18 protein-coding genes are annotated in these 16,117 nt (G+C 55.4%); 9 read left to right on the top strand and 9 right to left on the bottom strand.

What is annotated here, in order from left to right; all coding sequences use genetic code 11:
• The first annotated feature begins 260 nt into the window (after window positions 1-260).
• Window positions 261-902 (top strand): hypothetical protein, encoded by a 642-nt coding sequence (locus tag QZH36_RS06615; RefSeq protein ID WP_301729848.1) that lies wholly within the window; start codon window positions 261-263, stop codon window positions 900-902.
• A 48-nt stretch (window positions 903-950) separates the two neighbouring features.
• Here the strand turns inward: QZH36_RS06615 and QZH36_RS06610 are convergent, their stop codons facing one another.
• On the bottom strand, window positions 951-1,895 hold the full coding sequence (locus QZH36_RS06610; RefSeq protein WP_301252579.1) for a lytic transglycosylase domain-containing protein: 945 nt from the start codon (window positions 1,893-1,895) through the stop codon (window positions 951-953).
• A 131-nt stretch (window positions 1,896-2,026) separates the two neighbouring features.
• Between QZH36_RS06610 and QZH36_RS06605 the strand changes: the two genes are divergently transcribed.
• Window positions 2,027-2,935, top strand: coding sequence for a hypothetical protein (locus QZH36_RS06605; RefSeq protein WP_253454934.1), 909 nt, complete (start codon window positions 2,027-2,029; stop codon window positions 2,933-2,935).
• An 18-nt stretch (window positions 2,936-2,953) separates the two neighbouring features.
• Complete coding sequence (locus tag QZH36_RS06600) at window positions 2,954-3,367, top strand: CesT family type III secretion system chaperone (protein WP_253454933.1); 414 nt, start codon at window positions 2,954-2,956, stop codon at window positions 3,365-3,367.
• A 32-nt stretch (window positions 3,368-3,399) separates the two neighbouring features.
• Here the strand turns inward: QZH36_RS06600 and QZH36_RS06595 are convergent, their stop codons facing one another.
• Entirely contained in the window at window positions 3,400-3,645 is a 246-nt protein-coding gene (locus QZH36_RS06595; protein ID WP_253454932.1) for a hypothetical protein, read from the bottom strand.
• A gap of 426 nt (window positions 3,646-4,071) precedes the next feature.
• Between QZH36_RS06595 and QZH36_RS21470 the strand changes: the two genes are divergently transcribed.
• From QZH36_RS21470 to tatE, 6 genes are all read left to right on the top strand, one after another.
• On the top strand, window positions 4,072-4,155 hold the full coding sequence (locus QZH36_RS21470; RefSeq protein WP_445084017.1) for a small membrane protein YohP: 84 nt from the start codon (window positions 4,072-4,074) through the stop codon (window positions 4,153-4,155).
• 806 nt (window positions 4,156-4,961) lie between these two features.
• The gene (gene pagP, locus QZH36_RS06590; protein ID WP_253454931.1) at window positions 4,962-5,537 is read left to right on the top strand and encodes a lipid IV(A) palmitoyltransferase PagP; all 576 of its coding nucleotides are present in this window, start codon (window positions 4,962-4,964) and stop codon (window positions 5,535-5,537) included.
• Window positions 5,538-5,687: 150 nt separating this feature from the next.
• On the top strand, window positions 5,688-5,897 hold the full coding sequence (gene cspE / locus QZH36_RS06585) for a transcription antiterminator/RNA stability regulator CspE (protein WP_004156612.1): 210 nt from the start codon (window positions 5,688-5,690) through the stop codon (window positions 5,895-5,897).
• Between the two features lie 676 nt (window positions 5,898-6,573).
• Window positions 6,574-7,029 carry a GNAT family N-acetyltransferase gene (locus tag QZH36_RS06580; RefSeq protein WP_253454930.1) on the top strand — a complete coding sequence of 152 codons (456 nt, stop codon included), beginning with the start codon at window positions 6,574-6,576 and terminating at the stop codon, window positions 7,027-7,029.
• On the top strand, window positions 7,029-7,832 hold the full coding sequence (locus QZH36_RS06575; protein WP_301252587.1) for a deaminated glutathione amidase: 804 nt from the start codon (window positions 7,029-7,031) through the stop codon (window positions 7,830-7,832). The genes QZH36_RS06580 and QZH36_RS06575 overlap by 1 nt, the downstream gene beginning before the upstream one ends.
• A gap of 280 nt (window positions 7,833-8,112) precedes the next feature.
• Window positions 8,113-8,319: a twin-arginine translocase subunit TatE gene (gene tatE / locus QZH36_RS06570; protein WP_125288552.1), complete on the top strand. Its 207-nt coding sequence runs from the start codon at window positions 8,113-8,115 to the stop codon at window positions 8,317-8,319.
• A gap of 73 nt (window positions 8,320-8,392) precedes the next feature.
• On the opposite strand, the gene lipA is transcribed toward tatE, so the two are convergent.
• The 7 genes from lipA to mrdA all read right to left on the bottom strand — a co-directional run bounded on the left by lipA (window position 8,393) and on the right by mrdA (window position 16,111).
• Window positions 8,393-9,358, bottom strand: a complete 966-nt coding sequence (gene lipA, locus QZH36_RS06565) for a lipoyl synthase (protein ID WP_253454928.1) — start codon at window positions 9,356-9,358, stop codon at window positions 8,393-8,395.
• A 139-nt stretch (window positions 9,359-9,497) separates the two neighbouring features.
• Window positions 9,498-10,148: a lipoyl(octanoyl) transferase LipB gene (lipB, locus tag QZH36_RS06560; RefSeq protein WP_253454927.1), complete on the bottom strand. Its 651-nt coding sequence runs from the start codon at window positions 10,146-10,148 to the stop codon at window positions 9,498-9,500.
• Window positions 10,149-10,224: 76 nt separating this feature from the next.
• Window positions 10,225-10,488 carry a DUF493 family protein YbeD gene (ybeD, locus tag QZH36_RS06555; protein ID WP_013201269.1) on the bottom strand — a complete coding sequence of 88 codons (264 nt, stop codon included), beginning with the start codon at window positions 10,486-10,488 and terminating at the stop codon, window positions 10,225-10,227.
• A 109-nt stretch (window positions 10,489-10,597) separates the two neighbouring features.
• The gene (gene dacA, locus QZH36_RS06550) at window positions 10,598-11,809 is read right to left on the bottom strand and encodes a D-alanyl-D-alanine carboxypeptidase DacA (protein WP_253454926.1); all 1,212 of its coding nucleotides are present in this window, start codon (window positions 11,807-11,809) and stop codon (window positions 10,598-10,600) included.
• A gap of 133 nt (window positions 11,810-11,942) precedes the next feature.
• The gene (gene rlpA / locus QZH36_RS06545; protein WP_301729843.1) at window positions 11,943-13,082 is read right to left on the bottom strand and encodes an endolytic peptidoglycan transglycosylase RlpA; all 1,140 of its coding nucleotides are present in this window, start codon (window positions 13,080-13,082) and stop codon (window positions 11,943-11,945) included.
• 9 nt (window positions 13,083-13,091) lie between these two features.
• Window positions 13,092-14,204 carry a peptidoglycan glycosyltransferase MrdB gene (gene mrdB, locus QZH36_RS06540; RefSeq protein ID WP_253454924.1) on the bottom strand — a complete coding sequence of 371 codons (1,113 nt, stop codon included), beginning with the start codon at window positions 14,202-14,204 and terminating at the stop codon, window positions 13,092-13,094.
• Between the two features lie 2 nt (window positions 14,205-14,206).
• A complete protein-coding gene (mrdA, locus tag QZH36_RS06535; RefSeq protein WP_253454923.1) occupies window positions 14,207-16,111 on the bottom strand; it encodes a peptidoglycan DD-transpeptidase MrdA in 1,905 nt (634 codons plus the stop codon).
• Window positions 16,112-16,117: the final 6 nt, after the last annotated feature.

The raw sequence follows: 16,117 nt of genomic DNA, 5'->3' as shown, positions 1-16,117 counted from the left end.
TTTCCTCTGAAGTTGTTGTGGGGATCTCCGTGGGGCAAGGTAGGGAAATCCCTACACAAATTTCGCAGCGCAGCGGTAAGCTGATGTAAACAAGCGCATTATTTAGATTACAAAACGTTAAGAATGTGTAATTTAATTTACCGTAATTAAGACTTTACCAGCGCCAATGGAACATGCCCGGCCCGATCGCCACCCAACACGGAGACGAAGCCTTGACGGGTGGACTCGTGACGATCATTTCACTGAACAGAGGAAGCGGCATGAAAATAGGCGGCGGTGTAAACGGCGCGATTGGCGGCGGCAAAACGGGTGGCGATGCGGGTCTGGAGCTACCACTCAGCAACAAGCAAAATAACGGTCAGGGCAGCCCGGGACTGGGTAATATCCTGAATTTTGCTACTTCGGCGTCAAACAGCGGCGGCGGCCAGGGCGTGCAGTTTGGCAGCAAAGAGGCGCTTGCCCAGAACGGCAGTAACGGCAGTAACGGCAGCAGCCAGTCGACAGGCAACGAAAGCAGTATTACGCAATTGCTGAACGCCATTCTGGAGCTGTTGAAAGGCAGCGAGGCGAACAGCGATAAAAACGGCTCTGGCTCTTCGGGCTCTGGCAACGGAACGTCCGGCGCTCAGGAAGCCGCCGGCAGCGGCGATATCATGACCCAGCTGATGGAGATGATTAAAAAGATGCTGGGGCAGTCATCTGAAGGCGCCAACGCATCCGGCCAGGGTGGCTCAGGCGGCTCGGGCGGCGCAACGCAGGGTGGTAAGGGAGCCGAAGACGAGCAGGGCAGCAGCGGGCTGGCTGCTAAGCTGGGCGGTGCCCTGCAGATGCTGGGCCTGGGCGCCATTCTTTCAGCCCTTTCCGGCGGCGCTGGTGCGCAGGGCGGCGGCGAAAGCAAATAGGTTTTCCGGCATACCTTTTCAGGGCGATCGTCGATCGCCCTTTTTTTATCAGGCTGGCAGCGTGCCTTTACCGGTAGCAATGGTATTGGCAAAATCCATCACCTTATCGACATAGGTCGCGTCGCCCGTGCCCGTTTTGGAAATATCACTTAAATCAGCGGTGTTGACGTTGTTTGGCCCGGAATTATAGGCGCGCAGAGCTGCGCCCATACTGCCATCAAATGCGCCGAGCTGCTCTTTCATGTAGAGCGCGCCCGCCATGATATTGTCATGCGCGTTATCAGGGCTGGCGTTGGCGCCCAGCAAATCCGGATTTTTACTTTGCAGATCGGCAAAGGTATTGCTGTTGACCTGCATCAGACCGGCATCCTGTAGCCCGTTGCCGCCGTTGACCGTCGCCGCGCCCAGATTGCCGCGGGACTCCTGCCAGATTTGCGCGGCAAGTACGTTAGCAGGCACGCCGGTAGCCTGCGCCGCATCCTGAATGTCGGCCTCAAAAGGCTTGAGCGAGTCGGGCAGATGAAGATCGCTGCTGCCGAGAGAGAGGGCCGGAGAGCTGCCTGACGTCGCGCTCGTCTGGGCTGCGGACAGCGCTGGGACAGCGGTTTGCGCTCCGCTGTTTTCCGCTGGGTTACCGCTGTTTTTGAACGTTACTGGCGCGGTGGTGCTGCCTGAACCGGTAGCGCCGTTTTCGCCACTGCTGGCCTGCTGGCCCTGAAGCAGCTGCTGGATCAGCGGCAGCACGGCCTTCATGATTTCCGATATCAGCTGCGATACCTGCTGCGACAGGTCGCTGTTTTGCTGCGTGTCGTTGCCGTTATTATCAAGCAGACTTTCCAGCGAGGTGCCCTGGCTGCCTGACTGCGCGAAATTAATCGAGGCCTGGTGTTTTTCATTAAGCGGACTAAGTAAATCTTCGCCGGGCGACAACAAACTATCCAGGCCGGGGATAGTCGGCGGCAAAGCGTTAGCGGAAGAAATTGGGGTCATCATGAATTTCCTTAAGCGTAGACCAGGGAAGAGTGATGATTAGTGGCCCGGAGGCGGTATGGGTTCCGCCTGAGGGGAACTTCCCGTTTTGTCACGCCACTTACTGCTACGGATTTTTACCAGATGGAAAATTTATGCCCTTTAATCTTTTTGGTACCTCTTCTGGCGCCAGCCACCGCACCCGTCATGACGCGAAAGTAATGCTGCCGGGCAAGCCGGGCCTGGAAGGGACGCGCAATGGCCGCATCATCACCGTGACGGAAAGCCAGCAGCAGATCCTGAAAAAAGCGAATCGCTCGATCGAAGACACCTGGAAAACATTAGATAAGGGGTCTGCTAACCAGATCCACGACATCCTGCACACGCGCGGCGGCGTGGTAAAACGTACGGTCGCCTGCCGGGCCGAAAACAGCTCTGAGGATAACCGCCCATGGCGCGCCGCCCGCTTTCGGGCCGGAAACTGCGGCGAAATGGCGGCGGTAAACGGCCTGCTGCTGGCCTCCTCCGGCATCAGCGAGCCGGTAGCCGTTTGCAGCGCGCTGGATGGCGATCACGCCTTTGTGATGGTAGGCGACAGGCGCATCAACGGCGAGCGCATCTATTCCGATGCCTGGCCGCTCTATGGCCGTGCCGACAAAGAGCAGAACTACGACCTGTCCAAACGCTATCGCATCGTGAAAGAGTACGCGCCGCAGGCCGCTAATCCCGAGGTGCGGGAGCGATTAGTGCATGGCGACAAGGCCAGCCGCGAGGAAGTCAATGCGCTTTACCAGCGCGAGATGCGGCGGGAGGGGCAGCCTATCGACAGTAAGGATCTCAGCTCGTTGAAACAGATTGCCCGGCGCCACGGTGGCGGGCTGTATCAGCAATATCAGGCCTCGAAAAATATCAATGTGTACTATCAAACCGAAAGCGGCGGCGATGCCACCGAGCTAAAACCAGAGATGAAGCGATCCGTGTATGAATCCCGGCGCCGTCGTCAGGATGATGCGACCCGTACAGAGGTGGCGGAGCTGATGCGCAACATTAACCGCGGCGTGTAAACGCTTAACAGGAAAATTATGGCTATCAGTCGACTGAAAACGCTACTGGCTCCGCTGCTGCGTCAGTTGCGCATTGATGAGGCGCAGCTGGAAGAGAGCGGAAGCTACGTAATGGAAGCGCAGGGCATCGCGCTGCTGTGGGAGGAGAGCCCGCGAGATTACCTGACGCTAAGCTGTCAGCTGCCGATGCGCGAAAGTGATTTTGCCGATCCCGCCACGTTGAACATGCTGTTGCAGTGCAATCTGCTGGGGCTGGCGCATCCGCCGGTGCTGACCGCCACGCTGCCGGAGCAGCAAAGCGTGCTGCTGTGGACCCGCGAGCCTTTTATTTTACTGGAGCCGCACCAGCTGCTGGCGCTGTTTGAACGCTTTATCGCACAGGCGGAAAGCATGCAGCGCTTTTTGACCCTGCCGACCACAGGCTCGTCATAAAAAAAGGGCCACGAAAGTTGGCCCTTACGCTGTCAGTGCGGCTGTTTAAACCCGGCCTTCACCAGCTCTTCTTTGAAGGCGTTGGTAATGGCACGGTTGCCGCCGGTGACAGGATAGATAACGTTATTGATCACATCATCCAGATAATGCTCATCGAACTCCTGCAGCGTCAGCGGCGAGCCGCCTTCATCATTAATGGCAATTGAGCCGTGGATATGATCGCCCTCGTTTTTTGCCTTCAGGCTGTATCGACCCAGGCTGCTGTCCAGAGTGCTCATAAGATCTCCTTATTACCGTCAGGGATTGGTATCGCAAGCCCTGTTAAGTCTAGCCAGCGCCTGCCTGCGCGCCTAAAATTCCTCTGTAAAGAAAGCGCAAAGTGCGATCGCTGTCGCTTAAAAAATGCATGGCTGGATATTTATTTAATTCATTGATTTTTAACTATTTTTATTTAAACACCGTGAAGGTGCCTGAAATCACAATGATTTAAGGATAAAAGGCGAAAAATGGTACTAAATTGCTGGCAGAGGTCAGGAACGTCTGCGAACGAAGCGGTAAAAGGTCATCATGAAAAGCGACGGAGGCTGTTTTACCACGGGCGGCGGCCGGAAAAAACGGACGGCGAAAACGGCAGGACGGAAATCTTCTTCTATAATCAAGTGGCTACACAGTAGTAATTTTTTTATCTGGCTGAGGAAAATGGAATGAAGATTATTCTCTGGATTATTGCGATTATTTTTATTGTCGGCCTGCTGACGTTAACCGGCGTCTTTAAAGTACTTTTCTGATTAGTCATCAGGTGGCAATACGCGCGTATTGTCACCTTTTGCCCGCCGGTTTCGCCAGAGCGGACGCCGCGGTCATTTTTTCCTTTTTATCCGGTAACTGATGGAATATGTCGGCTTCATCCTGCTCTGTTACCGCGATAGCCTGACGAAACAGGCAATCTTTTAAGGTGATGGGTTTCCAACAATACGCACATATCGCCCCGTGATGATCGCCAAAGCGGTCGCCGCGAGTCGTGAAAATGAGCTCTGCGTGCCCACATCTCCCGCATCGTATTCTCACGTCGGCTCCTTAAATTTCTGTGTTAACCAGGATTAATTTTACCAAAAAACGCGTATAGATCGATAAATAATATTTATCAGTTTCGTGAAATGATATTAACCCATAACAACATGATTCAAAAGAGATAACCCAGTTCTTTCCTTTTATTTACAATAGGGAGACGATGAATATTGTTACTTTGGGCGCTTTTATTTCTTTTTTTGGTTAAATAAGCATTAATTGCGCTAAATAAATGATCCAGATCAAACTCCATTAAAACAATTCATGATTGTAACTGACCCCATTAGCGCATTATTTCGTCCCGTTTTTAATCAGAAAAAAAAGAGAACTTTGCATAACCGCAATGTCGACCGGCTCAACTTTAAAAAAATTTGCACAGTTGAAAATTTGTTCGCTGTGCATTCATGAACCGTTTAATGGCGGTAATTACAATAGGGGCCGGATTAACAATATGACCAGGCCTGCCGTTTTTAATCAGCAACGGCAGAGATTTTTTAACAGCACCACGGGTGAGCGGTAGATTAAAATGACATTTTTTCGCTTTTTTCTTCTTTTCCTGAGCCTGGCAGGCGCAGGAAGCCTGTCCGCTACAGCTCAGGCACAAACACTGGGCGCCGCGATCTCCGGCGGCTGGCAAAATTTTAGCGACGGCGTCAGCACGACCTGGAACGAGCCGCAGCATTACGACCTTTACGTGCCGGCTATCACCTGGCACAACCGCTGGACTTACGACCAGGCGCATATTGATAAATACAACGAGCGCCCCTGGGGCGCAGGCGGCGGCATGTCGCGCTATGACGAAAAAGGCAACTGGAACGGCCTGTACGTGATGGCCTTCAAGGACTCCTTTAACAAATGGGAACCCTTCGGCGGCTACGGCTGGGAAAAAATCTGGCAGCCGCTGCGCAATAAAGATTTTCGGCTGGGGTTGGGCTATACGGCTGGGGTAACGGCAAGAGACAACTGGAAATATATCCCGGTTCCGGCGGTTTTGCCGCTTGCTTCAATAGGTTTTCGTGATGCCACCTTCCAGATGACTTATATTCCGGGGACTTACAACAACGGCAACGTCTATTTTGCCTGGCTGCGCTGGCAGTTTTAACAACAGGCGCACGCTAAAATTAAAATTGATGCGTAAAAAAAGCGATATTTATCACTTTTTCGTGAAAGGCCACTGGACAAAAGGCTCAGCAATTGCTGTACTAACCGTCGACACAGTTTAGTGTCCATTTTTCATGTAAAGGTAATATAGATGTCTAAGATCAAAGGTAGCGTTAAGTGGTTTAATGAGTCCAAAGGATTCGGTTTCATTACTCCTGAAGATGGTAGCAAAGACGTGTTCGTTCACTTCTCTGCCATCCAGAGCAACGGTTTCAAAACTCTGGCTGAAGGTCAGCGCGTAGAGTTCGAAATCACCAACGGTGCCAAAGGCCCATCTGCTGCTAACGTTGCCGCTATTTAAGTTATCAGACAGAATTTTAAAAACCCGCCTTATGGCGGGTTTTTTTTCGCCTGAGTGATGCCTCGTCTCCATGGAATGCCCGGCCAGGTGAGCCTGTAAGCCGGATAGCTGTTGCGAAAGTTCCCGTACTGCTCTGTGCCTGCATATTGCGCAGGTTCCCGCCTGTGTAAGTACTGCTCTTTGCCTGCGTGTTGCAAAGGTTCCCGTAATGCTCAGTGCATGCGTGTCGTGCAGGTTACCGCCTGTAAGTACCGCTCTTTGCCTGCGTGTTGCAAAGGTTCCCGTAATGCTCAGTGCATGCGTGTCGTGCAGGTTACCGCCTGTAAGTACCGCTCTTTGCCTGCGTGTTGCAAAGGTTCCTTTAATGCTCTGTGCTTGCGTGTCGCACAGATTTCCGCCTGCGAGTCCTGCTCTCTGCTTGCGTGCGCAAAGATCCTGTCCTGTTAGCGCTTCTTCCTGTTTGCGTAAAGAGTGTGCCAAAACGTGATAAACGAAACAGTCATCGTTAACTGCGCCGGGTGCAGATGCCTGTTTTGCGCTCTGTGAAGCCCAAACGCGGCTTATTCTGTAACAGGCGTCGGCGTCGGTCGGGTTGCTTATCGTGTCAGTCAGGCTATATAACCTGTAGAAGAAAAGCGCTGACGCCCTGAGCGGGCCGCAATTAACAGGAGAGAGAATGAGGATCCGACTGGCGAATACGCACGACGGTTTTGCCCTGAGCGCGCTGTTAACCGAACTGGGCTATGCCAACACCGAAGTCTTTATTGAGCGTCGTCTGGCGCAGCTGATCGACGACAGGGCAGAACAGCTGCTGATTGCCGAGCAGGGCAGCACCGTATTAGGCTTTCTCTCGCTACATTTTATTCCGCAGCTGGCGCTGGCGGGGGATTTCGCGCGCATCAGCTATTTTTGTATCGCGGACGGCAAGCGTAGCGAAGGCGTCGGACATCAACTGTTAAGCCACGCCGAGAAGCTGGCAAAAGCCCACGGCTGCGATCGGATGGAAGTCCACTGCCATGAGCAGCGCACCAAGGCTAACGCCTTTTATAGCCGGGAAGGCTATAGCGAGGCTCCCCGCTACCTGATTAAAAATCTCGATGCGCACGCTTTTTATCCCCACGGAGAGACATAATGAAAGTGGCTTCAGGACAGTTTGCGGTCAGCCGCAGCTGGCAGGAGAATGCGGCAACCTGTACGGACTTAATGACCAGGGCGCTGGCCGGCGGTGCCGATCTGCTCGTTTTACCGGAAGCCGTGCTGGCTCGTGATATCGCCGATCCGGATTTGGTGCTGAAAGCCGCTCAGCCGCTGGACGGGCCATTTTTAAACGAAATCCGTGCAGCCAGTCGCGGCAACGGGTTAACCACAATAATGACCGTACACGTGCCGACCGATAACGGCAAAGCGCTGAATGTGCTTATCGTCATTCGCAATGGCGAAATCCTTGCCCGCTACGACAAGCTGCATCTTTATGACGCTTTTACCATGCAGGAATCCCGCAATGTCACCGCCGGTGACGAGGTGCCGCCGCTGGTGGAAGTTGCCGGTATGCAAGTGGGTCTGATGACCTGTTACGACGTGCGTTTTCCTGAACAGGCTCGTCGTCTGGCGCTGGACGGCGCGGAAGTGCTGGTGCTGCCAGCCGCCTGGGTGAGAGGGCCGCTGAAGGAGATGCACTGGGAGGTGCTGGTAACGGCGCGTGCGCTGGAAAACACCTGTTATATGGTGGCCGTCGGCGACTGCGGCCCGCGTAATATTGGTTGCAGCCTGACGGTCGATCCGCTGGGCGTGGCGATAGCCAGGGCGGCTGAAGCGCCGATATTGCTTTTTGCTGATTTGGATCCCGCCCGTATCGCTCATGCGCGTAGCGTGCTGCCGGTGCTGGAGAATCGCCGTTTTGCTCGCCCTGAACTTATCAGCTCGCGGAAGCTTTGAAATATTGGGTAAGGAACGCTTCGGAGTGAGAGGGCAACGGGTGATATCACCATACCGCTATGGAACAATGGTGTGGCATTGATAACGCGTTGTGGTACACCAGCCCCCAACATCCGCGATTTCAGGCTTTCCTGAGCCGCTTTATCTGATATCATTTCGCAGGCCGCTGTGCAGATATTACTCTGTTACAGATGGCAGTTTGTATTGACCGACAATCTGCGCGTTAATACACTTTATGCTTATTGACCTTTACCGGTCCGGTTAAATAAAGAAGGTGTGTATGGAAGGTATCAGTATTGCCAAACTGCTGATTATTGGCGCTCTGATTGTATTGCTTTTTGGAACCAACAAGTTACGCTCGCTGGGCGGCGATCTGGGTTCGGCGATCAAAGGCTTTAAAAAGGCGATGAGCGACGATGACACCTCCGCGAAGAAAGCGCCTGTCGCTGAAGAAAAAGCGGCTGAACAGGTTGCTCATAAAGAGTAACGCCCGCGTTAAGCGATAAAAAAACGGATGACAGGGTCATCCGTTTTTGTTTTTGTTGCAAATATGTAAAGAGTTATTTCACTTCCAGGCCTTTCGCCTGCATATCCGCATGGTAGGAAGAACGCACGAACGGGCCGCAGGCCGCGTGGGTAAAGCCCATTTCCATCGCCGCCTCTTTCATTTCGTCAAATTCCGCCGGACTGACGTAGCGCTGTACCGGTAAATGGTGGCGGCTTGGCTGAAGATACTGCCCCAGCGTCAGCATGGTCACACCGTGACGGCGTAAATCGCGCATCACTTCCACGATCTCGGCATTGGTTTCGCCCAGACCCACCATCAGGCCTGATTTGGTCGGGATCTCAGGATGCGCTTCTTTAAAGCGCTCCAGCAGCTTCAGCGACCACTCATAGTTGGCGCCGGGACGAACCTGGCGGTATACGCGCGGCACGTTCTCAAGGTTGTGGTTAAACACGTCCGGCGGCGTGGCGTTCAGAATATCCAGCGCGCGATCCATACGGCCACGGAAGTCCGGCACCAGCGTTTCGATTTTAATGGTCGGATTTTTAGCGCGGATAGCAGTGATGCAGTCGGCAAAGTGCTGAGCGCCGCCGTCGCGCAGGTCATCGCGGTCAACGGAAGTGATCACCACGTAGCGCAGGCCCATATCGGCGATGGTCTGCGCCAGCTTTTCCGGCTCGTTGGCGTCGGGCTGCACGGGACGCCCATGCGCCACGTCGCAGAAAGGACAGCGGCGGGTACAAATCGCGCCCAGGATCATAAAGGTGGCGGTGCCGTGGTTAAAACATTCTGCAAGGTTAGGGCAGGAAGCCTCTTCACAGACGGAGTGCAGACCGTTTTTACGCATGGCGGCTTTAATGCCCTGAATGCGGCTGGAGTCGGCAGGGAGTTTGATTTTCATCCACTCCGGCTTACGTAAAATCTCTGTGCGTTCGGTGACCACGGTTTTGACCGGGATCAGCGCCATCTTATCTGCGTCGCGGTACTTAACGCCGCGTTCCATCTGAATAGGTTTACTCATAATCTTGCTGTTTCCAGGTTGGCATGCGCTAATCAGCCGCGTGACGTTCAAATTTTTTTGAGAAAAGCGCAAAAATTATATCACCTCGCGGCGCGGGTTTCAGCCAGGGCAGAGGAGAAAATGTGACGGAATTGTAAATTTATGGCGTTCGCTCGTCCAGCCACTTTACGTCCGCTATCGCCAGCTCGCGGGCAAAATGCTTGATTAACAACGGCTGCACGTCGGCCAGCGTCACGCCCTTTTTATAGGCGCTGATTTGTGTCATCTCCAGCCCGGCGTAGCCGCAGGGATTGATGCGCAGAAAAGGCGCAAGATCCATATCCACGTTCAAAGCCAGCCCGTGAAAAGAGCTGCCGTTGCGGATGCGCAGGCCCAGCGAGCAAATTTTTTTGCCCTCGACGTAAACGCCGGGCGCATCCGGCCGGGCAGCGGCCTCGATATCGTAGTGCGCCAGCGTGGCAATCACCGTTTGCTCAATGGCGGTAACCAGCTCCCGCACGCCGGTTTTGCGCCGTTTCAGGTTTATCAGCACGTACATGACCTGCTGACCTGGCCCGTGATAGGTGACCTGTCCGCCGCGATCGCTCTGCATAACCGGGATATCGCCCGGCATCAGCAGATGCTCCGCTTTACCGGCCTGGCCTTGAGTAAATACCGGCGGGTGTTCCACCAGCCAGATTTCGTCAGGCGTTTCCGCGCCGCGCTGATTGGTAAAATCGTGCATGGCCTGAGAGACGGGCGCCCAGGGCTGCAAACCGAGCTGACGAACGAGTAGGGTATCCTGATGCATGGAGAGTCCGGTCAGGGAGTAAAGAAGGGAGTATAACGCCGAACGAGGGCCGTGGTCAGCCCCCGATCGGTGATGGCTACAGCACCATCCGCACGATTTCTATTTTGCCCAGCTCGTCATACAGCGTTTCCACCTGCTCGATATGGGTCGCCGTAATGGTAATAGAAACCGAGTGATAGTTGCCTTTGCTGCTGGGTTTTACATCCGGAGAGTAATCGCCAGGCGCATGGCGCTGTACGACTTCAACTACTTGATCAACCAGCTCCGGCTGCGCCAGACCCATCACTTTATAGGTGAACGGGGTAGGAAATTCGAGCAGTTCTTTAAGATTGGTTTTCATAGGGGCTCCGGTAACGCTAAAACAAAGACTCCCGCCAACAGCGGGAGCCTACAGATAATATCAATATGCGGGCCATTCAGGCCGAAATCAAGCGCGGAACGCGACAGATTTAGCCAAACCAGTGATGGAACATCAGCTTGATGTAGTCAACAATACGGCCGAAGAATCCGCCTTCCGGCATATCGTTCAGCACCACCAACGGATGCTGCTCGATGGTTTTGCCGTCCAGCTGGAAGTTGATGGTGCCGACCACCTGGTTTTTCGCCAGCGGCGCGTGCAGTTCAGTGTTGCTCAGCGTGTAGCTGGCTTTCAGATCCTTCATGCGGCCGCGAGGGATAGTCAGGTAAACGTCTTTCTGCACGCCCAGCTGCACGCGGTCGCTGTTGCCGAACCACACCGGCTCGGAGGCGAACTCTTTACCGGCTTTCAGTGGCGCCACGGTTTCAAAGAAGCGGAAGCCCCAGGTCAGCAGCTTTTTGCTCTCGACTTCGCGGCCTTTAAAGGTACGTCCACCCAGCACGGCCGAAATCAGACGCATCTGGCCTTCGGTCGCAGAAGCGACGATGTTATAGCCTGCCGCATTGGTGTGGCCGGTTTTGATGCCGTCAACGTTCAGGCTGGTATCCCACAGCAGGCCGTTGCGGTTGGTCTGGCGGATATTGTTAAAGGTGAAATCTTTTTCTTTATAGACCGAGTACTCATCCGGCACGTCACGGATCAGCGCCTGGCCGATCAGCGCCATATCGCGCGCCGAGCTGTACTGACCTTCGGCGTCCAGGCCGTGTACGGTCTGGAAATGGGTATTTTGCAGACCCAGCGCCTTAACGTAGTTATTCATCAGGCCGACAAAGGTGTCCTGACTGCCTGCGACATAGTCGGCCATCGCCACACAGGCGTCGTTGCCGGACTGAAGCACGATACCGCGAGTCAGCTGCGAAACCGGCACGCGATCGCCCGGCTTCAGGAACATCAGCGAAGAGCCTTTAAACACCGGGTTGCCGGTCGCCCAGGCATCTTTACCCACGGTGACCATATCATCCTGATGAATTTTGCCCGCTTTGACCGCCTGGCCAATCACGTAGCTGGTCATCATTTTTGTCAGGCTGGCCGGATCGCGGCGCGCGTCGGCGTTTTTCTCCGCCAGCACTTTGCCAGAGTTGTAATCGATCAGCACATAGGCTTCGGCATCAATATCCGGCACGCCCGGGATCATGGTTTTGATGTTCACGTCTTCAGCGTGGGCGAAGGCGGTAAGGCTGAGGGCGATCAGCGAACCTGCCGTCAGGCGTTTGAACAGTTGGGAAGAGGTCAGAGTATTCATGTCGGGGACAACAACATCCATGGCTAAGTTAAAAAAAAGTGACTCACTATAGCAAATGCATTTCGGAGCGGCATCCGTCTTTACCTGGCTCATACAGCGTAACGCCAGGTAAAGATGGATTGCCGGATCGTTATCACATTTTGCCAGCTGCCGTGGTCACGAAAGAGGTGAGGTTGGCTTCGCTGGCAAGCCGTTGCTGCAGCGCTGCCGCCTGCTGACGCGAGGTAAAATGCCCCAGCTGCACGCGATAAACGCCGCCGCGCGCGTCAACGCTGCCCGGCACGCCAAATTGTTTGCTCAGCGAGGCCGCCAGCTGCTGTGCGCGTGCGCCATCTTTCAGCGCGCCCGCCTGCACCGTAAAGGCCGTTCCGGCTGCGGCCGGTGCCGAAGTCGCTGCGGCTGGCGCCGAGACAGGGGCTGGCTGAGTCGGCACCGGTGCCGGTTCCGCTGGTGCAGGCTCGCTGCCTTCCAGGACGCCATTGGCCAACGGCTGCGGCGCGCCTAAAAAGCCGCTGCTGCGTACCGGCGCGCCCAGGTTGTCGTCGCTGCTGAGCGTGCTGTTATCCACGGGCCGGACGTCAGGCGGTGTTTGTTCAGAAGACGAGGCGCCGGTGCTTTCCTGCGCGCTTGTCATGCCCTGTGCCGCCGCCGCGCCGCCCATTACCACCATGCCGCCGCTGAGATCCGGGCGAGGCGGCAGCGCGTAGCTTTGTTTCGCGACCGTGGTGCCGATGGTGCCGGGGCCGGAAACCGAGCCGTCCGGCGCGACCTTAATAAAGTCCACCTTCACGCGGGAGTTATTGGAAATATTCAGGCGATCGCCCGCCGCTTTGGACAGATCGATAATGCGGCCCGGCTTGTAAGGCCCGCGATCGTTGACCCGCACCACGATTTGTCGTCCGTTCGCCAGGTTGGTGACGCGCACATAGGACGGCAGCGGCAGAGTAGGGTGCGCCGCCGTCAGCGCCTGCGGATCGTACTGCTCGCCAATCGCCGTGCGGCTGCCGTCGGCCGATTCGCTGTACCAGCTGGCCAGCCCGGTTTCGCTGAAATTAGACGGATCGGTGACGATGCGGTAGTTCTGGCCGTTGGCCCGATAATCCTGGTTGGCATTGGGGCTTAACGGCTCGTAGCGCGGCTCGACGCCGCCGATTTCAACGACCGGGCCGTTATAGGTTTGCTGTTGCTGTGTAACCGGTGCCTGCTGTTGTTCAGTAACACAGCCTGCCAGCAGCGCCGCTGCCAGACTAATCCAGAGCCAATCCTTACGCATATAAGCCTCTTAAACGCTTTTCGACAACAGTTTACGGTGGGTATGGATCGACATAATAATGCCAAACCCGGCCATCAGAACAATCAGGGCGGAGCCGCCGTAGCTTACCAGCGGCAGCGGGACGCCGACCACGGGTAATATACCGCTGACCATGCCAATATTCACAAAGACATAAACAAAGAAGATCAGCATCAGGCCGCCTGCCATCACGCGGCCAAAAGTGGTTTGCGCTCTGGCCGCCATCAGCAGGCCGCGCATGATCACCAGAATATAGAGCACCAGCAGCACCAGCACGCCGACCAGGCCCAGCTCTTCCGCCAGCACGGCAAAGATAAAGTCGGTGTGACGCTCGGGTAAAAACTCCAGCTGCGACTGGGTTCCGTGCAGCCAGCCTTTGCCGCGCAGCCCGCCGGAGCCGATAGCGATTTTGGACTGAATAATATGGTAGCCCGCGCCCAGCGGATCGCTTTCCGGATCCAGCAGCATCATGACGCGGTCGCGCTGGTAGTCGTGCATCAGGAAGAACCAGAGCACCGGAATGAAGGCGGCGACCAGCATCACGGCCACGAGGATCAGCTTCCAGCTCATGCCTGATAAAAACAGCACAAACAGGCCGGAGGAGGCGATCAGGATAGCCGTTCCCAGATCGGGCTGCGCCGCCACCAGCAGCGTGGGCATAAAGATCAGCACCAGCGCAATCGCGGTGTTTTTAAGCGTGGGCGGACAGACGTCGCGGTTGATAAAGCGCGCCACCATTAGCGGCACGGCTATTTTGGCTATTTCCGAGGGCTGAAAGCGCACCACGCCCAGATCCAGCCAGCGCTGCGCGCCTTTACTGATATGGCCGAAAGCGTCCACGGCTATCAGCAGGATCACGCAAAGGATGTAAAGATAGGGCGCCCAGCCTTCGTAAACGCGCGGCGGGATCTGCGCCATGACCAGCATGATCACCACGCCCATCGCAATCTGGCCCAGCTTGCGCTCCATCATGCCCGGATCCTGGCCGCTGGCGCTCCAGATAACCAGCGCGCTGTAAACCAGCAGGGCGGAAATCAGAATAAAAAAGGTCGGGTCGACGTGGATCCTCGTCCAGATAGTGCTTTTCTGGTGCCGATCGTTCATGGTTATTCGCCTTCATAGCCAGACGGCACCGGAGCGGCGTCTGGCAGGTTGGTATTGTTGTCCCCGAGCATAATATGGTCGAGAATTTGCCGCATAATGGTGCCGACCGCTGGCCCCGCGCCGCCGTTTTCCAGGATCATCGCCACCGCTACCCGAGGATGATCGTAAGGCGCAAAAGCGGTCATCAGCTTATGGTCGCGCAGCAGTTCGGAAATTTTATGGGCGTTATAGGTTTCGTTCTCTTTCAGGCCGAATACCTGCGCCGTTCCTGACTTGGCAGCGATTTTATAAGGCGCGTCGGAAAAACTTTTGCGCGCCGTGCCGTTAGGTCGGTTGGCTACGCCATACATGCCGTCCTTGGCGATTTCCCAGTAGCCGGAATGAATATCGGCGACCGGCGGGATCGCCGGCTGCTTCCACGGCACGGTAACGTTATTCACCTTGTTGGCCATCATCAGATGCGGCGTACGCACGATGCCGTCGTTAATCAGGATCATCATCGCTTTGTTCATCTGCACCGGCGTGGCCGTCCAGTAGCCCTGGCCGATGCCTACCGGAATGGTGTCGCCCTGATACCAGGGTTTTTTAAAGCGCTTCATTTTCCATTCGCGGGTCGGCATGTTGCCGGCGGTTTCTTCCACCAGATCGATACCGGAAAGATGGCCGTAGCCAAATTTACCCATCCATTCGGAAAGCCGGTCGATGCCCATATCGTAGGCGACCTGATAGAAGAAGGTATCGGCGGATTCTTCCAGCGATTTGGTGACGTTAAGGTGGCCGTGGCCCCAGTGCTTCCAGTCGCGGAAGCGTTTTTCAGAGCCGGGCAGCTGCCACCATCCCGGATCGAACAGGCTGGTGTTTTTATTGATTACGCCGGCGGAAAGCGCCGAAACGGCAATATAGGGTTTTACCGTGGAGGCTGGCGGATAGGCGCCCTGAGTCGTACGGTTAATCAACGGGCGGTTCGGATCCTTCAGCAGCTTGTTGTAATCTTTGCTGCTGATGCCGTCGACAAACAGGTTCGGATCGTAGCTGGGCATGGAAACCATCGCCAGGATTTCGCCGCTGCGCGGATCGGTTACCACCACGGCGGCGCGGCTGCCCGCCAGCAGCGTTTCGATATACTGTTGCAGCTTGAGATCGATAGTCAGCCAGATATCCTGACCCGCCTGCGGCGACTGTTCGTGTAGCTGGCGGATCACGCGGCCACGGTTATTGACCTCGACCTCTTCATAGCCGGTTTTGCCGTGCAGCATATCCTCGTAGTAGCGCTCTATGCCCAGCTTGCCGATATCGTGCGTGGCCGCGTAGTTAGGCCATTTGCCTTCTTTATCCAGTCGCTCAACGTCGCGATCGTTGATCTTGGAAACATAGCCCAGCACGTGGGTGAGGGCTGAGCCGTAAGGATAGTAGCGGCGCTGGTAGCCTTTGACTTCCACGCCGGGAAAAGCGTATTGATTCACCGCGAAACGTGCGACCTGCACCTCATTCAGCCCGGTTTTTACCGGAATAGAGGTAAAGCGGCGCGAACGCTTGCGCTCTTTTTCAAAGGCGACGATATCTTCATCGGTCAGGTCGACCACCGGGCGCAGCGCCAGCAGCGTTTTTTCGAGGTTTTCGACCTTCTCGGGCACCAGCTCAATCTGATAGATAGTGCGGTTCAGCGCCAGCGGCGTACCGTTACGATCGTAAATAATGCCGCGGCTTGGCGCGACAGGCACCAGCTTGATGCGGTTTTCGTTGGAGCGGGTACTGTAATCGGTGTAGCGGATAATTTGCAGATGATAGAGATTAGCTACCAGGATGCCGGAAAGCAGTAAGATGCCGAAAAAAGCGATCATTGCCCGCCGAACAAACAGCGTCTGCTCGGCGGTATAGTCACGAAAGGCGTTACGTTGTAATTTCATCCGCTG

The organism is Erwinia wuhanensis (assembly GCF_030484085.1).
GTDB classification, from domain to species: domain Bacteria; phylum Pseudomonadota; class Gammaproteobacteria; order Enterobacterales; family Enterobacteriaceae; genus Erwinia; species Erwinia aeris.
Note: the sequence above shows the minus strand (reverse complement) of the source record. Positions and strands in the feature narration are given on the sequence as shown.